This is a genomic window from Halopseudomonas maritima (genome assembly GCF_021545785.1).
GTDB classification, from domain to species: domain Bacteria; phylum Pseudomonadota; class Gammaproteobacteria; order Pseudomonadales; family Pseudomonadaceae; genus Halopseudomonas; species Halopseudomonas maritima.
Window position 1 is genome coordinate 811,174 of sequence record NZ_CP079801.1, and the last position, 18,016, is coordinate 829,189.

The 18,016-nt window shown below is 59.7% G+C and carries 21 protein-coding genes; 6 read left to right on the forward strand and 15 right to left on the reverse strand.

Annotated features, from left to right (window positions below; translation table 11 throughout):
• Positions 1 to 11: 11 nt before the first annotated feature.
• The 10 genes from tolB to aspS form a co-directional block, all read right to left on the reverse strand.
• The gene (gene tolB / locus HV822_RS03730) at positions 12 to 1,313 is read right to left on the reverse strand and encodes a Tol-Pal system beta propeller repeat protein TolB (protein ID WP_238872413.1); all 1,302 of its coding nucleotides are present in this window, start codon (positions 1,311 to 1,313) and stop codon (positions 12 to 14) included.
• Positions 1,313 to 2,335: a cell envelope integrity protein TolA gene (gene tolA / locus HV822_RS03735; RefSeq protein ID WP_238872414.1), complete on the reverse strand. Its 1,023-nt coding sequence runs from the start codon at positions 2,333 to 2,335 to the stop codon at positions 1,313 to 1,315. Before tolA ends, tolB begins: the two co-directional genes overlap by 1 nt.
• Entirely contained in the window at positions 2,332 to 2,772 is a 441-nt protein-coding gene (tolR, locus tag HV822_RS03740) for a protein TolR (RefSeq protein WP_083727746.1), read from the reverse strand. The genes tolA and tolR overlap by 4 nt, the downstream gene beginning before the upstream one ends.
• Positions 2,773 to 2,796: 24 nt before the next feature.
• Positions 2,797 to 3,468, reverse strand: a complete 672-nt coding sequence (tolQ, locus tag HV822_RS03745; protein ID WP_238873528.1) for a protein TolQ — start codon at positions 3,466 to 3,468, stop codon at positions 2,797 to 2,799.
• Positions 3,469 to 3,521: 53 nt separating this feature from the next.
• Positions 3,522 to 3,956 carry a tol-pal system-associated acyl-CoA thioesterase gene (gene ybgC, locus HV822_RS03750; protein WP_238872415.1) on the reverse strand — a complete coding sequence of 145 codons (435 nt, stop codon included), beginning with the start codon at positions 3,954 to 3,956 and terminating at the stop codon, positions 3,522 to 3,524.
• 61 nt (positions 3,957 to 4,017) lie between these two features.
• Positions 4,018 to 5,079 carry a Holliday junction branch migration DNA helicase RuvB gene (gene ruvB / locus HV822_RS03755; protein ID WP_238872416.1) on the reverse strand — a complete coding sequence of 354 codons (1,062 nt, stop codon included), beginning with the start codon at positions 5,077 to 5,079 and terminating at the stop codon, positions 4,018 to 4,020.
• Between the two features lie 46 nt (positions 5,080 to 5,125).
• Positions 5,126 to 5,731, reverse strand: a complete 606-nt coding sequence (ruvA, locus tag HV822_RS03760; protein WP_238872418.1) for a Holliday junction branch migration protein RuvA — start codon at positions 5,729 to 5,731, stop codon at positions 5,126 to 5,128.
• 23 nt (positions 5,732 to 5,754) lie between these two features.
• A complete protein-coding gene (ruvC, locus tag HV822_RS03765) occupies positions 5,755 to 6,282 on the reverse strand; it encodes a crossover junction endodeoxyribonuclease RuvC (RefSeq protein ID WP_238872419.1) in 528 nt (175 codons plus the stop codon).
• 76 nt (positions 6,283 to 6,358) lie between these two features.
• The gene (locus tag HV822_RS03770) at positions 6,359 to 7,105 is read right to left on the reverse strand and encodes a YebC/PmpR family DNA-binding transcriptional regulator (protein ID WP_238872420.1); all 747 of its coding nucleotides are present in this window, start codon (positions 7,103 to 7,105) and stop codon (positions 6,359 to 6,361) included.
• 57 nt (positions 7,106 to 7,162) lie between these two features.
• The gene (gene aspS, locus HV822_RS03775; RefSeq protein ID WP_238872422.1) at positions 7,163 to 8,938 is read right to left on the reverse strand and encodes an aspartate--tRNA ligase; all 1,776 of its coding nucleotides are present in this window, start codon (positions 8,936 to 8,938) and stop codon (positions 7,163 to 7,165) included.
• 257 nt (positions 8,939 to 9,195) lie between these two features.
• Between aspS and HV822_RS03780 the strand changes: the two genes are divergently transcribed.
• Together HV822_RS03780 and HV822_RS18145 are read left to right on the forward strand one after the other, a co-directional pair.
• Entirely contained in the window at positions 9,196 to 9,666 is a 471-nt protein-coding gene (locus HV822_RS03780) for a Dps family protein (protein ID WP_238872423.1), read from the forward strand.
• A 143-nt stretch (positions 9,667 to 9,809) separates the two neighbouring features.
• The gene (locus HV822_RS18145; protein WP_275419403.1) at positions 9,810 to 10,457 is read left to right on the forward strand and encodes a cold-shock protein; all 648 of its coding nucleotides are present in this window, start codon (positions 9,810 to 9,812) and stop codon (positions 10,455 to 10,457) included.
• A gap of 64 nt (positions 10,458 to 10,521) precedes the next feature.
• Here HV822_RS18145 and HV822_RS03790 read toward each other — a convergent pair whose 3' ends face one another.
• Both HV822_RS03790 and HV822_RS03795 read right to left on the reverse strand, forming a co-directional pair.
• A complete protein-coding gene (locus HV822_RS03790) occupies positions 10,522 to 10,743 on the reverse strand; it encodes a SlyX family protein (RefSeq protein WP_238872424.1) in 222 nt (73 codons plus the stop codon).
• The gene (locus HV822_RS03795; protein ID WP_238872425.1) at positions 10,740 to 11,171 is read right to left on the reverse strand and encodes an HIT domain-containing protein; all 432 of its coding nucleotides are present in this window, start codon (positions 11,169 to 11,171) and stop codon (positions 10,740 to 10,742) included. Before HV822_RS03795 ends, HV822_RS03790 begins: the two co-directional genes overlap by 4 nt.
• Positions 11,172 to 11,451: 280 nt before the next feature.
• Here HV822_RS03795 and HV822_RS03800 point away from each other — a divergent pair, with 280 nt between their 5' ends.
• The 4 genes from HV822_RS03800 (at position 11,452) to HV822_RS03815 (ending at position 15,886) form a co-directional block, all read left to right on the forward strand.
• Entirely contained in the window at positions 11,452 to 12,711 is a 1,260-nt protein-coding gene (locus HV822_RS03800; protein ID WP_238872426.1) for an OprD family outer membrane porin, read from the forward strand.
• A gap of 155 nt (positions 12,712 to 12,866) precedes the next feature.
• Positions 12,867 to 14,600 (forward strand): proline--tRNA ligase, encoded by a 1,734-nt coding sequence (locus HV822_RS03805; protein WP_238872427.1) that lies wholly within the window; start codon positions 12,867 to 12,869, stop codon positions 14,598 to 14,600.
• The gene (locus HV822_RS03810; protein WP_238872429.1) at positions 14,600 to 15,307 is read left to right on the forward strand and encodes a hypothetical protein; all 708 of its coding nucleotides are present in this window, start codon (positions 14,600 to 14,602) and stop codon (positions 15,305 to 15,307) included. The genes HV822_RS03805 and HV822_RS03810 overlap by 1 nt, the downstream gene beginning before the upstream one ends.
• A 3-nt stretch (positions 15,308 to 15,310) precedes the next feature.
• Positions 15,311 to 15,886 (forward strand): lytic transglycosylase domain-containing protein, encoded by a 576-nt coding sequence (locus tag HV822_RS03815; protein WP_238872431.1) that lies wholly within the window; start codon positions 15,311 to 15,313, stop codon positions 15,884 to 15,886.
• Positions 15,887 to 15,952: 66 nt separating this feature from the next.
• Here the strand turns inward: HV822_RS03815 and HV822_RS03820 are convergent, their stop codons facing one another.
• The 3 genes from HV822_RS03820 to HV822_RS03830 are packed head-to-tail and all read right to left on the reverse strand — an operon-like array spanning position 15,953 to position 17,940.
• On the reverse strand, positions 15,953 to 16,228 hold the full coding sequence (locus tag HV822_RS03820) for an acylphosphatase (protein WP_238872433.1): 276 nt from the start codon (positions 16,226 to 16,228) through the stop codon (positions 15,953 to 15,955).
• Entirely contained in the window at positions 16,229 to 16,681 is a 453-nt protein-coding gene (locus HV822_RS03825) for a TlpA family protein disulfide reductase (RefSeq protein ID WP_238872434.1), read from the reverse strand.
• Positions 16,678 to 17,940: a YihY family inner membrane protein gene (locus HV822_RS03830; RefSeq protein WP_238872436.1), complete on the reverse strand. Its 1,263-nt coding sequence runs from the start codon at positions 17,938 to 17,940 to the stop codon at positions 16,678 to 16,680. The genes HV822_RS03825 and HV822_RS03830 overlap by 4 nt, the downstream gene beginning before the upstream one ends.
• Positions 17,941 to 18,016 lie beyond the last annotated feature (76 nt).

The following is an 18,016-nucleotide window of genomic DNA, read 5'->3' on the forward strand; positions in this document are numbered from 1 at the left end:
GTTGGTGCGCCCTATGGCAGGTATGGGGACCATGAAGGTACGCGCAGGTCGGTGAACTGTGTCGGAATCTCCGACCGTGCACGCCCGTTTGTAGATACCAGCATGAGTACGCCCCGTCCCTGTTGACGGGTAGCATAAATTAACATAGCGCCATTGGGAGAGACGGTTGGCGACTCATCCAGTGACGTTTCTGTTAAAACTCTCAAATTCCCGCGCTCAAGATCCTGCGTGGCAATCTGAAAATTACGGTAGCCATCCTGACGGTGCACCATAACCATGGTGCGCCCATCAACGGACAGCTTGGCGTTGGCATTGTAGTTGCCAACAAAAGTCAGGCGCTCGGGAGAGCCAGAGCCCAGACTCTGCTTATAAATCTGCGGGCGGCCGCCCCGATCGGACGTAAACACAATGGTGTTGTTGTCCATCCAGGTCGGCTCGGTATCAATCGAGAAGTGATTGGTTATCCGACGCATCTGCTTGCTGGCCAACTCCATGACATAGATCTCGGGGTTGCCGTCCCGCGACAACACAAAGGCCAGGCGATTGCCGTCCGGAGACCAGGCTGGCGCGCCATTCAACCCTTCGAAACTGCTCACCCGCTCACGACGACCGGTGCGGATGTAGTGCACATAAATCTCGGGCCTGCGCGATTCAAAGGACACATAGGCAATGCGCTCGCCATCCGGCGAGTAGCTCGGGCTCAGAATCGGCTCACGCGACTGCAGCAGCGTCACTGCGCGCGCGCCGTCGTAATCGCTGCGCTGCAAGGTGTAGCGGGTGTTATCGACGGAGAAGCGCTCGGCCGCGACATAGAGAATTTTGGTACTGAACGCACCCTGGATGCCGGTCAGCTCCTTGAACACTTCATCACTCAGATGATGAGCAATATCGCGCAGCTGGTTGCTAGTGCCGCTGATCGAGCGCGACAACAGTACTTCTTCCCGCGCCACGCTGTACAGGCTATAGGTCAGATCCAGGCTCTCACCACCGGCACTGCTTACCTGCCCCACGACCACGTAATCGGCACCGATCATGCGCCAATCACGGGCGTTGATCTCCTCTCCGCGCACCGGATAGCTGAGCATATTGTTACGCTCCAGCGGTGCAAACATGCCGCTGTTGCGCAGGTCGTTGCCAACAATCTGCGCCATGTCCTCAGACAATGGCGCGCTGCCCTGCCAACCGAAGGGCACCACCGCAATCGGCGTAGCCTTGTCGGTACCCTTGGTAATCTCAATGGCGTCCTGGGCCAGCAACAGCTGGCTTACGCACAGGGCAACAATGCCCGCAAATACTTGACTCAGTCTTTTCATCAGAATGACAGATCCTCTGGTCTGAAGCGCAGGTTACGCTGACGATACAGGCGATTGAACTCCGCCGGATTCTCGCTCGACAGTTGCTGCATTTCCGGGATGCGCCCCACGTTCTTCACCGCCTGCACGGCAGACTGATCGAAACCCGGGTCGCCGCTGGAGCGAATCACCACCGCATCGGTAATCTGCCCCGTCGGCAACATGCTCAGACGCACTTCCACCACCATGCCGTTACGCGCAGTCGGCGGACGACGCCACTGCTGACTCACATAACGACGAATAACATCATCAAAGCTGGCCGCCACCTGATCGCCAATGCGGTCAGCCTGCGCCTGCTGATATTCAGTCTCTTCACCCAGCAACTCGCTCAACGCGCTAGCCTTGGCTGCTTCACGCTCGCGTTGCTCGCGGGCGACCCGCTCTTGCTCACGGCGACGCTCGGCTTCCTGGGCAGCCTTGCGCTCGGCCTCTTCCGCCGCCTTGCGACGGGCCTCTTCCTGCGCCTTGCGACGCGCTTCTTCCTCGGCCTTCTTGCGCTCAGCTTCGGCAGCGGCGCGCTCGCGAGCAGCTTGCGCCTCAGCGGCCTTGCGACGCTCAGCAGCTGCAGCGGCCTCGGCAGCCTTTTGCTGCTCTTGGGCCTCTGCAGCTGCCTGGCGCTCAGCCTCTGCCGCCTTGCGCTGCGCCTCGGCCTGACGCGCCTGCTCTGTCTGGGCAGCCCTGGCCGCCTCGGCAGCCTGCTGCTGCTCGCGCTGCTTCTCCAGCGCTTCTTCATCTGCGCGCGGCGAGCGCGACTGCTGCGCTTCGCCGGCAATGTTCTGGTCGGTCGGCGTGGTACTCGGGCTCATTGAGTCCAGTTGTACCAGCGTCGCCTGCACAATCGGTCTGGCCGGCTCAAACTGCGGCGCACGACTGAAGGAGGCGAACAACAGGATCGCCACCAGCAAGTGCAGTCCAACCGCTTTCAGCAGCGGGGACGAATAACGCTCCGAGGCTGCCGGTCGGTGTTGATATCGCGTGCTCACGGCGCCTCGGTAATCAAGCCTACATTGGGCACACCTGCCTGCTGCAGAGCGCCCATAGCGGTCACCACCACGCCATAATTGGCATTTTTATCACCACGGATGTAAACCAGCGTGTCGGGCTTGGCGCGCATGATCTTGGTCACGCCCTCGGTCATGGCTTCCAGCGACACAGCACTGTCGGAATGATTCTCCGTGTCCACCGCCTCGCCCAGGTTCCAGTAATAGGTACCATCAGCCAGCACGGACAGGGTCAGTACCTGCTGATTGCTGTCGCTGGGCAATACCTCACTAGACACCTGCGGCAGATCGACTTTCACGCCCTGGTTCAGCATCGGCGCGGTCACCATAAAGATAACCAGCAGCACCAGCATCACGTCGATGTAGGGCACTACGTTCATTTCCGCGACCGGTTTACGCTTCTCACGGCGCCTGTGCATGTGCATGCTCATAGCGACCTCCGCTTACTCCTCGCGCGCGTGAACGCGGCGATGCAGAATGCTGGAAAACTCGTCAGCGAATGTGTAGTAACGGCCAATCAGCATTTCCGAGCGCGCCGAGAAGCGGTTGTAAGCCACTACCGCAGGAATCGCGGCAAACAGACCAATGGCCGTAGCCACCAGCGCCTCAGCGATACCCGGCGCCACCGTTGCCAGCGTCGCCTGCTGCACGGTTGCCAGACCGCGGAAGGAGTTCATGATCCCCCAAACAGTACCGAACAGGCCGACATAAGGACTGGTCGAGCCCACAGTCGCCAGGAACGGCAAGTGCTGCTCCAGCTTCTCTTCCTCGCGTGAAATGGCTACCCGCATGGAGCGCTGTACCGCATCCATCACCGCGTCCGGGTCAACACCCGGCTGCTGACGCATGCGAGAGAACTCTTTGAAGCCAGCGCGAAAAATCTGCTCCAACCCGGAGTTTTCATCCGGCGACCCCGTCACCTGACGGTACAACTGGGACAAATCCACACCAGACCAGAAACGATCTTCGAAATCGTCCAGGGCATTTTTCGCCGAGCGCATGACATTGCTGCGCTGGAAGATCATTACCCACGACACTACTGATGCTGCCAGCAGGGTCAGCATCACCAGCTGAACCAGCACACTTGCGCCGGACACCAGGTGCCATATCGACATTTGATCAGCCTGCACGCTCTACTACTCCTCGCAATCTCATACGGTCTTTCGGTTTACTCGTCACGCCCCAGGCCACTACCACGGAATGCTTCACGCAGATTGTCCGGAATGGCTTGGGGGCGATACCGGTCTGCACTCACACAGGCAACCAGCACATCACCCTCACACAACAGCTCCCCCGCCCGAGTCACACTCTGGCGGAAACGAATACTTGCTCGCTTGGTTTCCAAGACAGCCGCAGTTACGACAAGTTCATCGTCCAGCCGCGCAGGCGCGTGATAACGTGCCGTGACAGAGTGCACAACAAAAATGACATTTTCTCTCTGCAGAGCGCTTTGATCAAAGCCGAGAGTGCGGACCAGCTCCGTCCGCGCACGCTCCATAAACTTCAGGTAATTGACGTAGTAGACGATGCCGCCGGCATCGGTATCTTCAAAGTAGACGCGGGCTTTCAGCTCGAACGGCGGCCCAGAACGTTCAACGCGCATAATGTAGAGCCAAGCTAGGGTTTTGCATAGTGGGTTTGCTCGCTATTTGCAAAAATATTTTTCAGGGCGGATCAGGCGCGCCCGGATCGTCAAACAGGTCCGCAGAGGCACGGGCCATGCGGGCCGGCAGATTCAGACCGAAATGCTGGTAGGCATGGCGGGTAACCACCCGGCCGCGCGGGGTGCGCATGATAAACCCCTGCTGAATAAGGTAGGGCTCCAGTACATCCTCAATAGTGTGGCGCTCCTCGCTGATGGAGGCGGCAAGGTTGTCGATGCCCACCGGGCCGCCGTCAAACTTGTCGATCATGGTCAGCAGCAGGCGGCGGTCCATATGGTCGAAGCCCTGCTCATCGACATCCAGCAGGTTGAGCGCCTGATCGGCCACCTCGGCGCTGATCATCCCGGCACTGCGCACCTCGGCAAAATCGCGCACCCGGCGCAGCAGACGATTGGCAATACGCGGCGTGCCGCGTGAGCGGCGCGCAATCTCACGGGCGCCGCCGTCATCCATCTGCAAACCGAGAATCCCAGCCGAACGGGCCACGATAGTGGACAGATCCGCGACCGAGTAGAACTCCAGACGCTGGACGATACCAAAGCGATCACGCAGCGGATTGGTCAGCATGCCAGCGCGAGTGGTGGCACCAACCAAGGTGAAGGGGGGCAGATCCAGTTTGATCGAACGCGCGGCTGGCCCCTCGCCAATCATGATATCGAGCTGGTAGTCCTCCATCGCAGGATAGAGGATTTCCTCAACAACAGGGGACAGGCGATGGATCTCATCAACAAAGAGCACATCGCCCGCTTCCAGATTGGTCAGCAGCGCAGCCAGATCTCCAGCACGCTCAAGCACCGGACCGGAGGTGCTCTTGATCTTGGCGCCCATTTCCTGGGCAATGATATTGGCGAGCGTGGTTTTACCCAGACCGGGTGGGCCAAAGATCAGCACGTGATCCAGCGCCTCACCCCGCCCCCTGGCCGCCTTGATGAACAACTCCATCTGCTCGCGCACCGTCGGCTGACCTATATAGTCGGCCAGCTTAAGCGGACGGATCGCCCGGTCGATAACTTCTTCCTGCTGCCTGGGCGTTGCCGCAATCAGGCGATCTTCTTCCAGCATGTTTTATCCATCAATAAAGGAAGCAATGCCTCCGGCAAGGCACGCTCTACACCATGCCCTTGAGCGCACGGCGAATCAACTCTTCACTGCTGAGGCCATCTTCGTCGACAGCAGCCACGGCCTTACTGGCCTCCTGCGGCTTGTAGCCCAGGGCGATAAGCGCACTGACGGCATCAGCGCTCGGCTTGGCCGGCACGCCCCCACCAGCCACAGGGCCGGCCAGCGTAATGGCACCTGGAGCAGCCTCCCAGGCCTTGAAACGATCCCGCAGCTCGATCAACAGGCGCTCGGCTGTTTTCTTGCCAACACCGGGTATCTTCACCAGCGCGCTGACATCCTGGTGCTGTACCGCCATCACCAGTTCATCGACATCCATACCGGACATCAGCGCCAGCGCCAGCTTGGGACCAACGCCGTTAAGCCGAATCAGCTCACGAAACAGATCACGGCCGCGCTTGTCGGAGAAGGCGTAGAGCAGCTGAGCGTCCTCACGTACTACCATGTGTGTATGCAGCGTGACCTTCTCGCCCAGCGCCGGCAATTGATAGAAGGTACTCATCGGCGCGTCCAGCTCGTAGCCGACGCCCTGCACATCCAGCAGGATATGCGGCGGTTGTTTTTCCAGCAAAACACCACTCAAACGTCCTATCACCAGCCCTGCTCCCTCGTATTCAATTAACGACGCCGCACTCGGCCTGCACGCACCGCCAGCGCCACGTTACCCATCTGCTGCTGCACCCCGCTCATGTGTGCATGACACAAGGCGATGGCCAGCGCATCGGCAGCATCCGCCTGCGGCGTACCGGCCAGCCCCAGCAACTGGGTGACCATATGCTGAACCTGCTTCTTGTCGGCCGCCCCCGTCCCCACCACCGCCTGCTTAACCTGACGCGCGCTGTATTCATGCACACCAAGGCCCGCGTTCACCGCGGCCACAATCGCGGCGCCCCGCGCCTGCCCGAGTTTGAGCGCAGAGTCCGGATTACGCGCCATGAAAACCTGCTCGATACTGACCACATCCGGCCGATATTGCTCAATCAGTTCAGAGAGGTAATGGAAGATTTTCTGCAGCCGCTCGGGAAAGGCGCCCTCGCCCACCCGAATACACCCCGAGGTGACGTACTCCTGACGTCCGGCTTCGTGACGCACAATGCCAAAACCGGTAATGCGGGAGCCGGGGTCGATGCCCAGTATCAGCGCCATATCACCCCCATCAGCGTGCGGGTTATAGAAAAAAGGGAGGCCTGCGCCTCCCTTCTCTTACTCAGCCGGCATTGGGTCACCCCAACTGCTCCATGATGTCATCGGAGATCGACGCATTGGAATAGACGTTCTGCACGTCATCCAGGTCTTCCAGCATGTCGATCAGCTTGATCACCTTCTGCGCGATTTCCAGGTCCAGCTCTGCCTCGGTGGAGGGGATCATTGCCACTTCCGCCGATTCAGCAGCGAAGCCGTCCGCATCCAGCGCATCGCGTACCGCGCCAAACTCCTCGAAGCTGGTAAATACATCAAAGGAGCCATCGTCATTGGCGACAACATCCTCAGCACCAGCCTCCAGCGCCGCCTCCATCAGAGCGTCTTCATCCAAGCCTGCTGCGAAAACAAGCTGACCGCGACGCGTGAACAGGTAGGCCACCGAACCGTCGGTGCCCAGATTGCCACCGCACTTACCAAAGGCGTGGCGCACCTCGCTGACTGTGCGATTGCGGTTGTCGGTCATGGCTTCCACCAGAACCGCCACACCACCCGCGCCGTACCCCTCATAGGTCAGCTCTTCCATGTTGTCGGCATCGTTGCTGCCGGCACCACGGGCGATAGCACGGTCAATGGTATCGCGGGTCATATTGGCGCCCAGCGCCTTGTCCACTGCGGCACGCAAACGCGGGTTGTCGGCAGGATTACCGCCACCCACCTTGGCCGACACCGTCAATTCGCGAATCAGCTTGGTAAAGATCTTGCCCCGCTTGGCATCCTGAGCCGCCTTGCGGTGCTTGATATTGGCCCATTTGGAATGACCGGCCATAACACAACTCCAGATAAAACAGCCCCGATCACGCAAACGTGACCGGGGTTAACAGACTTACTCGACCTTGGTCTGCTCGCGCAGACGGATGCTCAGCTCACGCAGCGCCTTGTTGTCGACAAGGCCCGGCGCCTGGGTCATGACACAGGCCGCGCTTTGGGTTTTCGGGAAAGCAATAACTTCACGAATAGACTGAGCACCGGTCACCAGCATGACCAGACGATCCAGACCAAAGGCCAGACCGCCGTGCGGCGGCGCACCAAACTTCAGCGCATCGAGCAGGAAGCCAAACTTCTCCTGCTGCTCGTCGGCGCTGATACCCAGGATATTGAAGACCGCCTGCTGCATTTCCTTGCGGTGAATACGAATGGAACCGCCACCCAGCTCGGTGCCGTTCAGGACCATGTCGTAAGCGCGCGACAGCGCGGTCGACGGGTTGGCCTGCAGCTCTTCCGGCGTGCACTTGGGCGCAGTGAAAGGGTGGTGCAGCGCAGACAGTGAACCGTCGTCGTTCTCTTCGAACATCGGGAAGTCGACCACCCACAGCGGCGCCCACTCACAGGTCAGCAGGTCCAGGTCGTGACCCAGCTTGATGCGCAGCGCACCGAGCGCCTCGGATACGATCTTCGCCTTGTCGGCACCAAAGAAGACGATATCGCCATCCACAGCGCCCACACGGTTGAGGATTTCTTCCAGATTGGCTTCGGGGATGAACTTGACGATGGGCGACTGCAGCCCTTCAACACCCTTGGCACGCTCGTTGACCTTGATGTAAGCCAGACCCTTGGCACCGTAGATGCCAACAAACTTGGTGTAGTCGTCGATCTGCTTGCGCGGCATGCTGGCACCGCCCGGCACACGCAGCGCAGCAACGCGGCCTTTCGGGTCGGTTGCCGGGCCGCTGAACACCTTGAACTCGACTTCGGCCAGTTGGTCAGCGACATCGACCAGCTCCAGCGGGTTACGCAGGTCCGGCTTGTCAGAGCCGAAGCGACGCATGGCCTCTTCAAAGGTCATGTGCGGGAAGTCGCCCAGATCCACATCCAGCACCTGCTTGAACAACTGGCGAATCATGCCCTCGGTGAGGCCCATGATGTCGGCCTCGTCGAGGAAGCTGGTCTCGATATCGATCTGCGTAAATTCAGGCTGACGGTCAGCACGCAGGTCTTCGTCGCGGAAACACTTGGCGATTTGGTAATAACGATCAAAACCCGACACCATCAACAGCTGCTTGAACAACTGCGGCGACTGCGGCAGCGCAAAGAAATGGCCGGGATGGGTACGGCTGGGCACCAGATAATCGCGCGCACCCTCAGGGGTGGCACGGGTCAGAATCGGGGTTTCGACATCCAGAAAGCCGTTCTCGTCCAGATAACGGCGAATGCTGCTGGTGATCTGCGAGCGCAGCTTCAGCTTTTCAGCCATCTCGGGGCGACGCAGGTCGATAAAGCGATAGCGCAGGCGGGTTTCCTCGCCCACATCAGAGTATTCGTTCAGCGGGAACGGCGGGGTGTCAGCCTCGTTCAACACCTCAAGCTCATAACCCAGCACCTCGATGTCGCCTGATGCCATGTTGGCGTTACGGGCGCCTTCCGGACGCAGACGCACCTTACCGGTCACCTTGACGACATACTCGCTGCGCACACGGTCGGCCTTGGCAAAGGTCTCGGCACGATCAGGGTCAAATACGACCTGCGCCAGCCCGTCGCGATCACGGATATCCAGGAAAATGACTCCACCATGGTCACGGCGGCGGTGAACCCAGCCGCAAAGAGTGATTTCCTGATCCGCCAGCGATTGGTTCAGCTGGCCGCAATAGTGGCTACGCATCATGGTGTGGTGCTTCCTGTAGTCGGCAAATTTGGCGCAAACAGCCCTGGCGGCGTTTTACCGCATCGACGAGCGCCCGAAGAAAAACGCCATAATATACCCGAAACTTAGCCAACGAGGGAGCCTGAGCGGTGTGAGCAAATCGACGATGCCGCCCAACGGGAACCCTCCGGCAAATCTATACTCTGTACAATAGACCTGTTACCGCGGATGCAACGCCCCAACGACGTCGCGCCGCCAGACAACAATGAGGAGCCATGATGAAAATCGATATCGGCATTACCGAAACGGATCGCGGACAAATTGCTGAGGGCCTGTCGCGCCTGCTGGCCGACACCTACACCCTCTACTTGAAGACGCACAACTTTCACTGGAACGTGAAAGGGCCGATGTTTCAAACCCTGCACCTTATGTTCGAAACCCACTACAACGAACTGGCTCTGGCGGTTGACGACATCGCCGAACGCATTCGGACCCTGGGCTTCCCGGCACCGGGCACCTACAAACAGTTCGTCGAACTGAGCAGCATCAAGGAAGAGGACGGCGTTCCAGAGGCTAAGGAGATGATCCGCCTGCTGGTAGAGGGACACGAAGCCTGCGTACGCACAGCACGCAGCATCTTCCCGGTCTGCGACGAAGCGAGCGACGAGCCGACTGCCGACCTGCTGACCCAGCGTATGCAGACGCACGAGAAAACCGCCTGGATGCTGCGCAGCCTGCTCGAAGGCTGAGCACCCCTCCCTCACCCGCAACGCGACAGCGCCCGGCCGGCTTGGTAGCCGGGCGTTTTCAGGTTAGAGTGCCATCCGGCAGCGCCACAGCCATCGGCCTGCCGACATGACAATACTAAATCGCTGCATCCATGGTGAGCCTCTTGAAAACCCTTCGTTATCTGCATCTGGTAACAGGTGTCGGCGTTCTGCTGACTGGCCTGTTTCACAGCATGCCGTTCTTTACCCAATCCGCCCCGATCAGTCACATCGCCCTACTGGCGGTCCTGACCGGCTTGATAAACCTGCAGCAATACAACCAAACCGAGCAACCACACAGCGGAGCCCGCGGCGCGGTCGCACTGCTAGCCTCGACACTTCTCATAGTTGCGGCGTGCATTCCCTTCGCCAGCCTGCTGATCAGCACCTACTTCAGCACCTGGAGCATCTGGGCAATGGCCGCAGGCGTATCCGGCGTCTGCCTGGTCAGCCTGCTCGCTATAACAAGCGAACTCAGCACCCTCGGCGCCCGGCGCGTCCCCAAGGAGCCAAAGCCGACGCGCAAGCCGCGCCACCAGAAGGAGCGCCAGGGGCAGTCAGCCGGCGGCCGAGAAACCGGCACCGTTAAATGGTTCAACACCAGCAAAGGGTTTGGTTTTATTACCCGCGACTCCGGCAGCGACGTCTTCGTGCACTTTCGCTCAATCCAAGGGGACGGCCATCGCGTTCTGCAGGAAGGGCAACGCGTTGCCTACACTGTCGCCAAGCGGGAAAAAGGCCTGCAAGCTGAGGATGTGGCCATCCTCGACTGATCCATTCGGCAGCAGGCAGAGGGCCATTTGGCCCTCTCTCCCCGCAACAGCGCCCGGTGGATCGTTAGTAATGCGGAGGCGGCGGTTCGTCGCCCGCCGCATCAGGCAGCCGGGCAGCAAAATCGGCCTGACGCTTGGCGAGCAGCTCCAACGAACGGCGCAACCTGTCCAGCTCAAGTTGCTGCGCTGCAATCACGTCGTTCAATGCCTGAATGGTGTCATCCTGAAACGCCTGGCGCACTTCCAACTCGTCCACTCGCGCTGGCAAATGATCACCCGCACTCACGACTGCACCTCGGCAAACGCCAGTTCGCCGACAAGCAGCGCCCTCACCCGTGTCAACATGGCTGCCAACTCAGATTCAGAATAAGGAATTGCCGGCACTTTACCCCACACGGGCGCAGGCCAGGCAGCATCACCACGAAAGCGAACAACATGATGCACATGCAACTGAGGCACCATGTTGCCCAGTGCGGCGACATTCATCTTGTCCGCCTTGAACTCGGCACTTAGCAGTTCGGCAAGCCGATCAGACTCACAATGGAACTGAGCTCTGTCCTGTGCGCCAAGTTCAAACACCTCGCGCAACCCCTGCCGACGCGGAACCAGAACAAACCAGGGATAATGCTTATCATTAAGCAAGAGCAAACGACTTAAAGGAAAGTCACCAACTACCAGACAGTCTGCTTGTAACTGCGGGTGCAACTCAAACATGCAACTCACCTCGATTTGACGCAACAAGTTCAAAAACCGTCTCATTCTTCGACGACAACTTTAAAATTTCGGCATTTACGCACATAGTGTGCATAAATCTGCACGCCAGGGCTCGCCATTTTGCTTACAATAAATTATAAACATGCCTCGACAAGACGCTGTTTTTTCAGGCGCTTGCTTTCGTAGTTTACGCGCAGGTGCTTTAATATACTGCGAAAACAAGAAGCCAGGCCCGGTTTGGCGCCTCAAGGTTTTCTTTTAATCAAAGGAGCACATCACAATGAAGAACGCAGTTAAATGGAGTTCGCTTGCTTTGGCAGTAGCTGCGGGCAACGGCCTGCTGGCAACTCAGGCAATGGCAGAGGGAGAAGGTTTCGTCGAAGGCGCAACTGCGACTCTGTACAGCCGAACCATGTACTTCAACCGCGATTTTCGTGACAACGTCGGCCAGAGCAAGGCTGATGAAACCGCGACCAGCTTCCTGATGAACTTTGAGTCCGGCTACACCCAGGGCCCAATCGGCTTCGGTGCAGACGTGATGGCTCAGGAAGGTATCAAGCTGGACAGCGGCCGCGGCCGTGCCGGTACCGGTCTACTGCCCCTCGACAACAACGGTCGCGCCAAAGGCGAGTATATGGAGATCCGTGGTGCGCTGAAAATGGCCATCCTGGACGACACCGTGCTGCGCTACGGTCTGCACATGTTGAGCAACCCCGTCATCAACTATGACGACGCACGCCTGCTGCCCAGCCACTACGAAGGTTACAGCATCACCAACAGCTCCATCGAGGGCCTGTTCGTCGAAGCCGGTCGCATGACTGACCGCGGCGAGCGCAACACCTCCAGCGAAAGCGACGGCGGCCTGCTGCAGGACGAAGACCTGACCTACGCCGGCGGTAGCTACAACTTCACTGACGACTTCAGCGTCTCGCTGTACGGCGCCAAGAGCGAAGAGTCCTACACTCGCGGCTTCGCCGGCTTTGACTGGACCGTTCCGCTGAGCAGCGACACCAGCCTGAACACCAACTTTGCGTTTTATGACACCAGCGACGATGACTCTGCCGACGGCAACGAGTTTGACAACCAGGCAGCCTCTCTGGCTCTGACCCTGCATACTGGCAACCACGCCTTCGGCGTTGCCTACCAGCAGATGAATGGCGATGGCCGCTATCAGTACACTGACAGCGAGATCTATCTGGCCAACTCGGTACAATACGCTGACTTCAACGGCGTAGACGAAACGTCGTACCAAGCTCGCTATGACTACGACCTCGCTGGCTGGGGCATTCCCGGCCTGACCTTCATGACCCGTTACATCGCTGGTACCGACATCGATACCAACTCTGCAGAGCACGCAGGCGTAAACCGCGATTCTCGCTGGGAGCGTGATGTTGAGCTGCGCTACATTGTGCCGGCTGGTCTCTTCGAAGGCCTCGACATCCGCTGGCGTAACGCTACCGTCCGCCAGGATATCAACCTGGATGGCGGCGACATCGACGAAAACCGTCTGATCGTCGGCTACACCTGGACCCTGCTCTAAGCAGCCCAGGCAAGACCAAGAAACCCGGCTCCGGCCGGGTTTTTTATTGCCCGGCAGCCCACTTCAATCGCCTGACCCGCGGGCTGTACGCTGCACCGGCACAATCGTACAATAGCGCCCATTCTGCCCGTCTCTGCTCAGGACCTGACTAGCTCATGCGTACCAGCCACTATCTGATTTCCACCCTCAAGGAAACCCCCTCGGACGCCACCGTCATCAGCCACCAGCTGATGCTGCGCGCCGGCATGATCCGCAAGATCGCGTCGGGCCTGTACACCTGGCTGCCAATGGGCCTGCGCGTGCTGCGCAAGGTAGAGGCGGTGGTACGTGATGAGATGGACAAGGCCGGCGCGCTGGAAGTCCTGATGCCCGCCATCCAGCCAGCCGAACTCTGGCAGGAATCCGGCCGCTGGGAACAGTACGGCCCCGAGCTGCTGCGCCTGAAAGATCGCCACGACCGTGAGTTCTGTGTCGGCCCGACGCACGAAGAGGTGATTACCGACCTGGCGCGCAACGAGATCACCAGCTACAAGCAGTTGCCAGTCAACATGTATCAGATTCAGACCAAGTTCCGCGACGAGATCCGTCCGCGTTTTGGTCTGATGCGTGGCCGCGAATTCCTAATGAAGGATGCCTACTCCTTCCACCTGACCCAGGAATCACTGCAGCAGACCTACGACGGCATGTATCAGGCCTACTGCAACATCTTCAGCCGCCTGGGCCTGGAGTTCCGCCCGGTTGTTGCTGACAACGGCTCAATCGGCGGCGAAGGCTCCCACGAGTTTCACGTACTGGCAGACTCCGGCGAAGACGCCATCGTGTTTTCCTCCAGCGGCAGTTACGCCGCCAATATGGAGAAAGCCACCGCGCAGCTGCCCCAGGGCGAACGCCCAGCCGCCAGCCAGGAGCTGACCCTGGTCGCCACTCCCAACCAGGTGACCATCGCTGCGGTCAGCGAGTTTCTGCAGCTGCCACCGGAGCAATCGGTCAAGACCCTGATCGTGCTGGGCGCCGCCGAGGAAGGCGAAACGCAGCCGCTGGTTGCACTGGTACTGCGCGGCGACCATGAACTAAACGAGATCAAGGCCGAGCACCTGCCTCAGGTGCACGCCCCTCTGACCTTCGCCAGCGAAGCGCAGATCATCGACACCATCGGCTGCAAACCCGGCTCCATTGGACCGGTCAAGTTGCCGATCACCGTGATCGCCGACCACAGCGCCGCCCATCTGGCGGATTTTGTCTGTGGCGCCAACGTCGACGGCAAGCACTACACCGGCGTCAACTGGGAGCGCGATGCTCACTGCGACCAGGTCGCCGATCTGCGCAATGTTGTTGAAGGCGACAGCAGCCCGGATGGCGAAGGCACCCTGAGCATCAAGCGCGGTATCGAAGTGGGTCATATCTTCCAACTGGGCAAGAAGTACAGTGAAGCCATGAACTGCAGCGTATTGAACGAGCAAGGCAAGGCTCAGTTGCTGACCATGGGTTGCTATGGCATCGGCGTATCCCGTGTTGTGGCCGCCGCTATCGAGCAAAACTACGACGAACGCGGCATCCTCTGGCCAGACGCGCTGGCACCCTTCCAGGTCGCCCTGGTACCGATGAAGATGGAAAGCTCCGAGGCTGTACAGCAAGCCACCATGGCACTGTACGAAGGCCTGCAGGCCGCCGGCGTTGACGTGTTGCTGGATGACCGCGACAAGAAGACCAGCCCCGGCGTGAAGTTTGCCGACATGGACTTGATCGGCATTCCGCACCGCGTTGTCATCAGCGATCGCGGTCTGGCCGAGGGCCAACTGGAATACAAGTATCGTCGGGATCAGGACGCCACGACTGTCGCGGTCGAGCAAATGCTTCAACATCTGCTGGAGCGCGTACAGGCAAACTGATGATGCACACCGTCGCTTCCCCACGAAGCGCTCGCCTGCTTGGCGCGGGCGCCGTGCTTGGCTTGCTGCAGGCATGCAGCACAACGCCGGCTCCCAACAGCGCCAGTGCGCCGCAGATCGAGCGTGAGCTGCTGAGCCACAGCCTGCATATCGAAACCGGTGAGCCGCGGGTCATGGACACGCCACACCGCAGTATTCGCGTGACTGAAAGCCGGCTGTTCAGCATCCGTCAGTACGACGGCCAAGGCACCCTGCAAGATGAACATCGCCAATACCAGACCTTGCCCTGGGCAGGCCGCACGCTAACCATTGAGCTAGGCGAGTTGGCCGTCACACGACAAACCGACAGCGATGGCCAACTGCGCCTGAACCTGCTGGACGAGGACATTGTGCCGGTGGACTTCGACCAGCTGCGAGTCATCGAACTGGACGCACGGGCCACGTCCGAAGTTCACGCTGAAGCCATCTTACTGGTCGACCGCGAACTGCGCAGCGTATTACACGAAGCCTCAGAGCTGATTTATGACAACCTCGAAGAGGACGACGTGGAGCAGTGGGTTGGCCGCATCGAACGCCTGCGCGAGCTGGACCTAAAGGAAGAGGCCAGCCAACTGGAAAACATGCTGATTCTGCTGACCACCGGCGACCCGCACCTGCAAGGTGAGTTCGTTCAGGCGCTGGATAACGCGACTACACCACAGGAATAAACCATGCGCACAGGGATAGTGCTGCTTCTGCTGATCGGGCTTGCCGCGTCGCCGGCCGGCGCCAGCCCGTCAGCACCGCCGGTCGATGCAGAGCTGCGGGCCGAGCTCAAGCAGGCCATCGCACGCGCCGACAGCTTTCATGACCGCTTTGACGCCGAAGTCTGGCTGCTCGACATGTCGACCCGAATGGCACCCTACATTCGCGACGAACAGCAGCGCCTGCGTCTGCTACGCCTGGTGCATCAGGCTGCGACCCGGGCCGGCCTGAAACCCGACCTGGTGCTGGCAGTCATGCATGTGGAAAGCCTTTTCGACCCCTACGCCTTGTCCTACGTGGGCGCCCAGGGGGTGATGCAGGTCATGCCGTTTTGGAAGGCCGAGATTGGCCGCCCAGACGACAACCTGATCGACCTGGCAACCAACCTGCAGTACGGCTGCGCCATTCTCAAGTTTTACCTGGACAAGGAAAACGGTAACCTGCGTCGGGCGCTGGCTCGCTACAACGGCAGCCTGGGCAGCAACCGATACCCGGACAAGGTGCTGGACTACTGGTACAGCTACTGGTACGTCACGCCGTAACAGCGGTAGCCACCAGCACGCAAGCTGCCTGCCGCGACGGCGCCGCCACCCTATCGCGCTTTGCCTCTAGCCGAGCTGCGCAAAGCCGGCAATATCCTGCCACAGGCAACCCGCCAGCTCGACGCGCTCCACCTTGGCCGCGGCGGGGCCGCGACGCAGCCAGGCCGTCATGGCATCAAGCGCATCCTCCGACCCACATAGCAGCAGGCTGACACTGCCGTCGTCGTCGTTACGAACCCAGCCCGAGATACCTAGCCGGTTAGCCTCGCGCACGGTCGACTGACGAAAACCAACACCCTGCACCACACCAAACACCTTGCCCTGCACACAAATAGCGCTCATTTACTGATCCTTGCTGTTAGGGGTCATCTTTGGCTTCAATATCTCGTAATGCTGCGGCCCCTGAAGCGTTTCGACAATCTGGCCATCAGCATCCAGCAGATAGGTCGTCGGCAGAACCGCCGGCCTGGGCAACTGGAAATCCTGCACAAAATCGCTGCCCAACACCGGGAAGGCGATTCCCATGCGGTCGCTGGTTTGCCTCAGCTGTTCACCGGTAGCGCCATCGTAATCAACCCCGACAACGCTGCCCGGCGGCAGCTCAGCAGCCAGACGGTTAAGCTCCGGCAGTTCATCGCGACAGGGGCCGCACCACTCGGCCCAATAATTCACCAATACCGGGCCTTGGCCGAGGGCCGCCGCATCCAACGCGCGGCCGTGTTGGTCACGCCATGGCCCAGCGCCGTCGCATGCCGCAAGCAGAGCGAACAGTACCAGCAGCGATATTATTCTCATTCGACCTCCGAGGACGGCAGCGGTGAGGCGACCAGACTGTCGCTAAGCAGCCAGTGCTTGACACTGCCACGCAGCGCCTCGCGGCGCGCCTTGTCAGCATGACCCAGTGCCTCGCTGAACGGCGCAAACCAGCCGTGATCACCGGCCAGCGCCGCCGGTAACGCTTCGTGAGTCAGCGGCGGCTCCGGCATGCGCTCAAGCACATGACTAAGCTCCACCTGTTCCAGGTCACGACACAGCACAAAGGCTCCACTCTGGGTGCGGGTAATCAGCGCTTCGCTCTCCAGCCAGTCGGTCAGTTGTAGCCACAACTCTTCGTGCATCAGCCAGCCGCTAGCGTTCACCCGTGCCAGATCCACCTGTACGCCTTGCTGCTGAGCGCGCAGGAACAGTCGCAGCAACACCAGCAGGTTGATCATCCAGGGGTACTCCGGTCGCCGCCAGGCGGAGCCATTACCCATATTACTGACCAGCTCTGCGCCCAGCAAAATGATCAGCCAGCTGACATAGATCCAAAGCAAAAACAGCGGCACCGCCGCGAAGGCGCCGTAGATCAGCTGGTAGCCAGGAAAGAGTTTTACGTAGAGAGCAAAGCACGCCTTGGCTCCCTCGAACAGCAACGCGACCAGCACACCTCCAGCCACACCGTACTTAAGCGGGACCCGAGTATTGGGTACGGCGACAAACAACAGGGTAAAGGCGGCAATACTGAGGATCAGAGGCAGAAAGCGCAGCAGGTTGCTCCAGGCCGATGCCAGAAAGGCGCCTTCCTGAAAAAACGACATGGAAGCTACATAGGTACTGACAACAAAGCCGGCACCCAGTAACAAGGGACCGATACTGAGCACCGCCCAGTACAGCAGGAAGCTGGACAGGCCGCGACGCGGCTGGCGAATGCGCCAAATGTCGTTAAAGGCTTTCTCGATGTTCACCAGCATCAGCAGCGCCGTCACCATCAGCAGCGCTACACCAACGCCGGTCAGCTGCCGAGCTTGGCTGGAGAACGCACTGAGGTGCTGCTGCAGCGCCGCCCCGCTGGCGGGCAGGAAATTCTTGAAAATAAAGGCCTCAACCTGACTACCCACCTGATCGAAGGCAGGAATCGCCGCCAGCATTGCGTAGGCCACGGTCATCACCGGCACGACCGCAAACAGCGTGGTATAAGTCAGGGCCGCAGCATTCTTGATGCAGTTATCTTCCAGAAAGCGGCGCGCCAGATAGCGGCCAAAGTGCAGATACTGGTTCAGTTGACGCGGCATTCCTGCTCCCTGACAGCCTGGTGCAATAGCGCTTAGAATAACTCCCAACCGCAACCTTAGGCCACCGCGCCCCCGG

Coding starts and splice junctions, on each gene's coding strand:
- tolB (WP_238872413.1), bottom strand. CDS start 1,313: ATGAAAAGACTGAGTCAAGTATTTGCGGGCATTGTTGCCCTGTGCGTA.
- tolR (WP_083727746.1), bottom strand. CDS start 2,772: ATGCACAGGCGCCGTGAGAAGCGTAAACCGGTCGCGGAAATGAACGTA.
- tolQ (WP_238873528.1), bottom strand. CDS start 3,468: ATGTCGATATGGCACCTGGTGTCCGGCGCAAGTGTGCTGGTTCAGCTG.
- ybgC (WP_238872415.1), bottom strand. CDS start 3,956: ATGCGCGTTGAACGTTCTGGGCCGCCGTTCGAGCTGAAAGCCCGCGTC.
- ruvB (WP_238872416.1), bottom strand. CDS start 5,079: ATGCTGGAAGAAGATCGCCTGATTGCGGCAACGCCCAGGCAGCAGGAA.
- ruvC (WP_238872419.1), bottom strand. CDS start 6,282: ATGGCGCTGATACTGGGCATCGACCCCGGCTCCCGCATTACCGGTTTT.
- HV822_RS03770 (WP_238872420.1), bottom strand. CDS start 7,105: ATGGCCGGTCATTCCAAATGGGCCAATATCAAGCACCGCAAGGCGGCT.
- aspS (WP_238872422.1), bottom strand. CDS start 8,938: ATGATGCGTAGCCACTATTGCGGCCAGCTGAACCAATCGCTGGCGGAT.
- HV822_RS03780 (WP_238872423.1), top strand. CDS start 9,196: ATGAAAATCGATATCGGCATTACCGAAACGGATCGCGGACAAATTGCT.
- HV822_RS03795 (WP_238872425.1), bottom strand. CDS start 11,171: ATGTTTGAGTTGCACCCGCAGTTACAAGCAGACTGTCTGGTAGTTGGT.
- HV822_RS03800 (WP_238872426.1), top strand. CDS start 11,452: ATGAAGAACGCAGTTAAATGGAGTTCGCTTGCTTTGGCAGTAGCTGCG.
- HV822_RS03805 (WP_238872427.1), top strand. CDS start 12,867: ATGCGTACCAGCCACTATCTGATTTCCACCCTCAAGGAAACCCCCTCG.
- HV822_RS03810 (WP_238872429.1), top strand. CDS start 14,600: ATGATGCACACCGTCGCTTCCCCACGAAGCGCTCGCCTGCTTGGCGCG.
- HV822_RS03815 (WP_238872431.1), top strand. CDS start 15,311: ATGCGCACAGGGATAGTGCTGCTTCTGCTGATCGGGCTTGCCGCGTCG.
- HV822_RS03820 (WP_238872433.1), bottom strand. CDS start 16,228: ATGAGCGCTATTTGTGTGCAGGGCAAGGTGTTTGGTGTGGTGCAGGGT.
- HV822_RS03825 (WP_238872434.1), bottom strand. CDS start 16,681: ATGAGAATAATATCGCTGCTGGTACTGTTCGCTCTGCTTGCGGCATGC.
- HV822_RS03830 (WP_238872436.1), bottom strand. CDS start 17,940: ATGCCGCGTCAACTGAACCAGTATCTGCACTTTGGCCGCTATCTGGCG.